This window comes from Actinokineospora sp. (genome assembly GCF_050699995.1).
Classification (GTDB): domain Bacteria; phylum Actinomycetota; class Actinomycetes; order Mycobacteriales; family Pseudonocardiaceae; genus Actinokineospora.
This window is the reverse complement of sequence record NZ_JBOHGC010000215.1, coordinates 1-4,273: the sequence shown is the minus strand read 5'-3', so window position 1 is coordinate 4,273 and position 4,273 is coordinate 1. Positions and strand designations below refer to the sequence as shown.

General features: G+C 68.5%; 4 protein-coding genes and 1 pseudogene. 2 read left to right on the top strand and 3 right to left on the bottom strand.

Features of this window, described 5'->3' with window-relative positions; translation table 11 throughout:
• The coding region (locus ACRDSQ_RS11880) for a hypothetical protein (RefSeq protein WP_431420946.1) at positions 1-218 on the bottom strand (218 nt) is incomplete at its 3' end.
• A 108-nt stretch (positions 219-326) separates the two neighbouring features.
• Here ACRDSQ_RS11880 and ACRDSQ_RS11875 point away from each other — a divergent pair.
• On the top strand, positions 327-719 hold the full coding sequence (locus ACRDSQ_RS11875) for a DoxX family protein (protein ID WP_431420945.1): 393 nt from the start codon (positions 327-329) through the stop codon (positions 717-719).
• Between the two features lie 129 nt (positions 720-848).
• On the opposite strand, the gene ACRDSQ_RS11870 is transcribed toward ACRDSQ_RS11875, so the two are convergent.
• The gene (locus tag ACRDSQ_RS11870; RefSeq protein ID WP_431420944.1) at positions 849-1,739 is read right to left on the bottom strand and encodes a lipoyl protein ligase domain-containing protein; all 891 of its coding nucleotides are present in this window, start codon (positions 1,737-1,739) and stop codon (positions 849-851) included.
• 266 nt (positions 1,740-2,005) lie between these two features.
• Positions 2,006-2,215 (bottom strand): annotated as a pseudogene (locus tag ACRDSQ_RS11865) (CPBP family glutamic-type intramembrane protease); the annotation flags it as partial.
• 295 nt (positions 2,216-2,510) lie between these two features.
• Here ACRDSQ_RS11865 and ACRDSQ_RS11860 point away from each other — a divergent pair.
• Positions 2,511-3,452 (top strand): hypothetical protein, encoded by a 942-nt coding sequence (locus ACRDSQ_RS11860; protein WP_431420942.1) that lies wholly within the window; start codon positions 2,511-2,513, stop codon positions 3,450-3,452.
• Positions 3,453-4,273: the final 821 nt, after the last annotated feature.

Sequence of the window (4,273 nt, the reverse complement as noted above, 5' to 3'; positions counted from 1 at the left end):
GTGCCCGGCCGAGGAACGGAGTGGTCAGCGGCCGGGCACCGGGTCTGGGTGGAGATGGCTGTTCGACGCTGACGGACCTGGTACGGCGCGAGCAGATGGTCGTCTGTGCCCGGCTTGTCGAAGGTGTGCTCGAAGTTCTGCCCGTCACTGAGGTGTTCGGAGCCGAAGGACCGGTCGGATGCCTCCACTTCGCACTTGACCGAATTTCGAACAGCCACACGATCCACCGCTGCCGCCCCGAACGATTCACCGTCGCGGCTGCGATGCGACGATTCACGCACGCGCAGTTCGGACCGCGCGCGAACCTTCGATATCTGGAGCACTCCATGCACGACGACGAATCCGGCCGACCAGCCGTGGCGCTTGCTCTGCTCCTCGGCGCCGCCGGGCTGACGCACTTTGTCCGGCCCCGGTTCTTCGACGCCATGATCCCCAGCCGGCTGCCCGGGAAGCCTCGCCACTGGACCTACGCGTCCGGCGTCGCCGAACTGGGCGTCGCGACGGCCGTCGCCGTGCCGCGGACGCGGCGGCTCGGCGGCCTGCTCGCCGCGTCGCTGTTCGTCGCGGTGCTGCCCGCCAACGTCAAGATGGCTGTCGACTACCACCGGTCCGGCAAGCCGCTCCCCATGCGCATCGGGTCGGCCCTGCGATTGCCCGCGCAGCTGCCGCTGATCGCCTGGGCGCTGCGGGTGCGTGCCGACGCGGGGCACCGCCGGTAGTCGTCGGATGGGCTGGTGGGCGGCGGTCCGTCCGCTTGAGCACCCGCCGCGTGTCCATTGGAGAATCACAGCGATGGGCGGCCCGGTCAGCGCGCGCCGCGGCCGCCGGTGCGGTGCCAGTCATCGACGTCATATCGCGACCCGCGGAGTTTCGCCTGCCACGCCAGCTCTTCCGCGGTGGGCGGGCGGGGTGAGCCGGAGCCGTACATCTCGGCCATGGCGGCCTGGACGGCGGCGGTGACCTGGGGTCAGCTCAACGGTGACACCGTGGTCGGCCAGCGAGGCGGCGGGGCTGCGGTGCGAGTCGAGCGGCCGGGCCCGCGTGGGCTGCGGCGTCAGGTAGGCGCCGACGGCTCGCGAGTCGGTGGTCACCAGCAGCGTCGAGTGCGCCAGCACGCCTTCCCGCGAGCGGAAAGCCGCGAACCCGCACAGCTTCAGCCCACCCACGAACAGGCCGCGGTCGCCCACCCGGGCGTCGAGCCCGAGCCTGCCCACGGCGTCAGCCATCAGCGGACCCAGCGACTTCAGCGGCTCGACCTCCCCCGGCAGCACGGTCGTGATGTTGAGGTTGCCCAGGTCGTGGAACACGGTCCCGCCGCCGCTGGCCCGGCGCAGGACCGGGACACCGTCGCGCTCACACGCGACGACGTCGACCTCCCGGTCCACGTGCTGCCCGTGTCCGACGACCACCGTGCTGTCGGCCGCGGTGGTGGTGACCACGGTCGGCAGGCCCAGCCGTAGCGCGGCCTTCGCCAGGCCGGACACGTTGTGCTTGGGTTCGGCCACGGTGAGGTCGCGGACGCCAGTGAACAACCCGATCTGGTGGTCGACCAGCAGGACCGCGGTGTTGTCGGCGGTGAGCGGTCGTGGAATCGGTTCATGTTCTTTCCTATCACTCGGTGTTATCGGATTTCGTTGGCCGCGCATGCGCACGGGTCCACCCGTGAGCAGCGCGGCGATCGCGGTCACGACGCCGATCAGTCCGACGCCGCCCACAAGACGTGCGGGCCCAAGGGACATCGAGAAAGCGCCACCGCCGGGGGCCCCGGTCCGCGGGACTCCTGGCGGCGCTTGTCACCGTGACCGGGTCGGCCGCGTGCGGCACCGAACCCCGGATCTGGTTCCTGCACCGAGACCGCGATCGCGGTGGAAGCGGTGCGTGTGACCGATCCGGTCGCCCCACGGACGTTGACGGCGACGATGACCGTCGGCGGCAAACCGGTCGAAGGGGCCGACCTTGCGCTGAAGCACGACTACTCCGCACGCGGCGTGTCACCTCCCGAGGGTCACATGGGCAGGGAACCGGTCGTCGCCAGGAGCAGCGCCACCGCCGGGAGGAAGTTGTTCGTCTGGTGCGCCACGACACTGGCGACAAGATTGCCGGTGAACATCCGGGCCAGACCGACCGGGATCGACAGCACGAGCAGCAACGGTGTGCGCAGCAGTTCCAGGTGGGCGATGGAGAACAGCACGCTGGTCACGGCGAACACCGCCCACCGGTTCCAACGCCAGCCGGACCGGTGGTCGCGTCAAGGTCGAGGACGCGATCGGCGCGCGCGTGGCACGTGGCGGCCGGCCGGTGGCGACGGGCGCGGTGACGCCGCCACCCACCACGGCGGAAGAGGTCTGGCCTCTTCGGCCCTGGCGATGCGGGGTCTAGCAGGAGCTGATCATCAGGTCGTCCACGCCGAAGGTCTGGCTGCCCGACTCATCGACGACAGCTGTCACGGATGGTAGGAATACCCGCGTTCACGTCGACTGGGGGCTAGACCGATGCGAAGACTCACGGGTGTGCTGGTGTGCGTCCTTCTGCTGTCCGCCTGTACCAAAGTCCAGACCGGAACCGCCCTGGAGGATCCCGCGGCAGCCGGGGTCCAGGAGCGGATGGGCAGTGCCGATAACGCGGTCGGCGGGGTGCGCGGGCTCGACTACTGCTCGATCATGCGTCCCGAGGCCGTTGGCAGCGAACTCGTCGCGCCCGTCGCGGCTACCGAGTTCTGTTCGACGCTCAGGCAGTCTGACGGTGGCCAGATCTGGCTTACGATCGGACCGATCGAGAGTCGGCCGAAGGTGGCCCACCAAGCGCGGCAGGTGGATCGGGTGCCGTGGCCATTGCGATTGGGGTCCAACGTCGAGTATGACGACGGCTGCACCGCGCAACTCGTGTTCCGGAATCTGGATGTCGTTGATGTGACCGCCGCGGCCGCGCCCGACCAGAGCACTCCACCGAATACGTCTGTGCTGTGCGCAGCCGCGCAGGAGGTGGCAGTCCGCGCGGCTCAGGACATCGTGGCGGGAAAGGCCACTCAGGCGACCGCGCCGGACGGGCTGCTCGGCGCCATCGACCCGTGCTCGCTGCTGTCCCTGGCCGAGGCAGGGCCTGCCCTGCACATCGTCGACCAGCACGAAAAGCTTGCCGCGACCCTTAATCCGGCCGGTCGGCGATGCCAGTGGGGTTCGACGGGAACATTGCGCTGGCATCACGCGGAGATCGCCCTGGGCACCCGGTTCGCACCGGAGGGGCCGCACGAGATGATCGGCGGGCGAGACTCCGTCATCGAGGAACAACCGGGCGGCCACTACAAGTGCGCGTTCGTCCTCACCTACGCAGCGCGTGGTGAGCACCTGGTCGAGACCGCAAGCCTGGCCGTAACCAGCCAGAACAACGCCATCGACGCCTGCGCGAGTGCCCGGCGGCTCGCCGAGGTCGTGTGGGCTCGACTGCCCAAGTGACCGGGTGATCGATCCACGCGGCGGGGCACGGTGATCGCCGTGGTCGTCGTGGCCGTGACGGTCGCGGCGACCAGCGGCCGACCTGGGCTTCCAACAGCCCGGACACTGGGTCTACGGCGCCGAGGGCAAGACGATCTACCACGGACGTCCTCACAGATCAATGTCAGGTCCCCACGGGCCGCCGCCGAGGCACTCCCCCGAATCCTCGTGGTTCCCAGCCTCTGCCGCGAGTAGTCCGAGGGAAGGCCGACCCGCGGGGCGCGACATGCTGAACATTGACGATCGCAGACGTCTCGAACAGTTCCCGAACGCTGGTTCCGGCCGGCGCCGCTTGCCAGCACGGACAGCACAGGCGCTCGCGTCGGGCTGACCGGCCACGTGCAAGCTCAGGATCTACTCTTTGCACATGGTCGGCTACGGCACCAGCCGTCGCTCAGGGTGAGGTGCGAGGGTTCATCGCAGTCGCAAGAAGGTCCTTTGTAGATGAAGCTGGCGCGGTGTCGCGGTCCTTTATGGACATTCCGAGCTGCATCCAGAAGCATTGCGTCGCGCCGTGAACACGTTGCGGTACGGGAGATCTCCCGGTGTGGATCACACCAATTCGTGTCTGCTAAGCTGCACCTGTGGCATACCGTGACGTTTTCGTCACGCGAGATATCCCGGTTTCGGGTGTTCAACCAATCCTCTCGGACACCTGAGGTTTCGCAGTTATGCGGTGGCTGATGTGCTGGTCGCGGACCTGGCGGGATATTGATCGAGTGTGGCCTGGCCTGCGGTGACGGCGGTAATTCGGGCTCGCCGGAAGGCGATGAGCATGTCGT

What these genes read in the sequence shown, in the direction of transcription:
- ACRDSQ_RS11875 (WP_431420945.1), top strand. Translation starts at nt 327, where the DNA reads ATGCACGACGACGAATCCGGCCGACCAGCCGTGGCGCTTGCTCTGCTC.
- ACRDSQ_RS11870 (WP_431420944.1), bottom strand. Translation starts at nt 1,739, where the DNA reads ATGTCCCTTGGGCCCGCACGTCTTGTGGGCGGCGTCGGACTGATCGGC.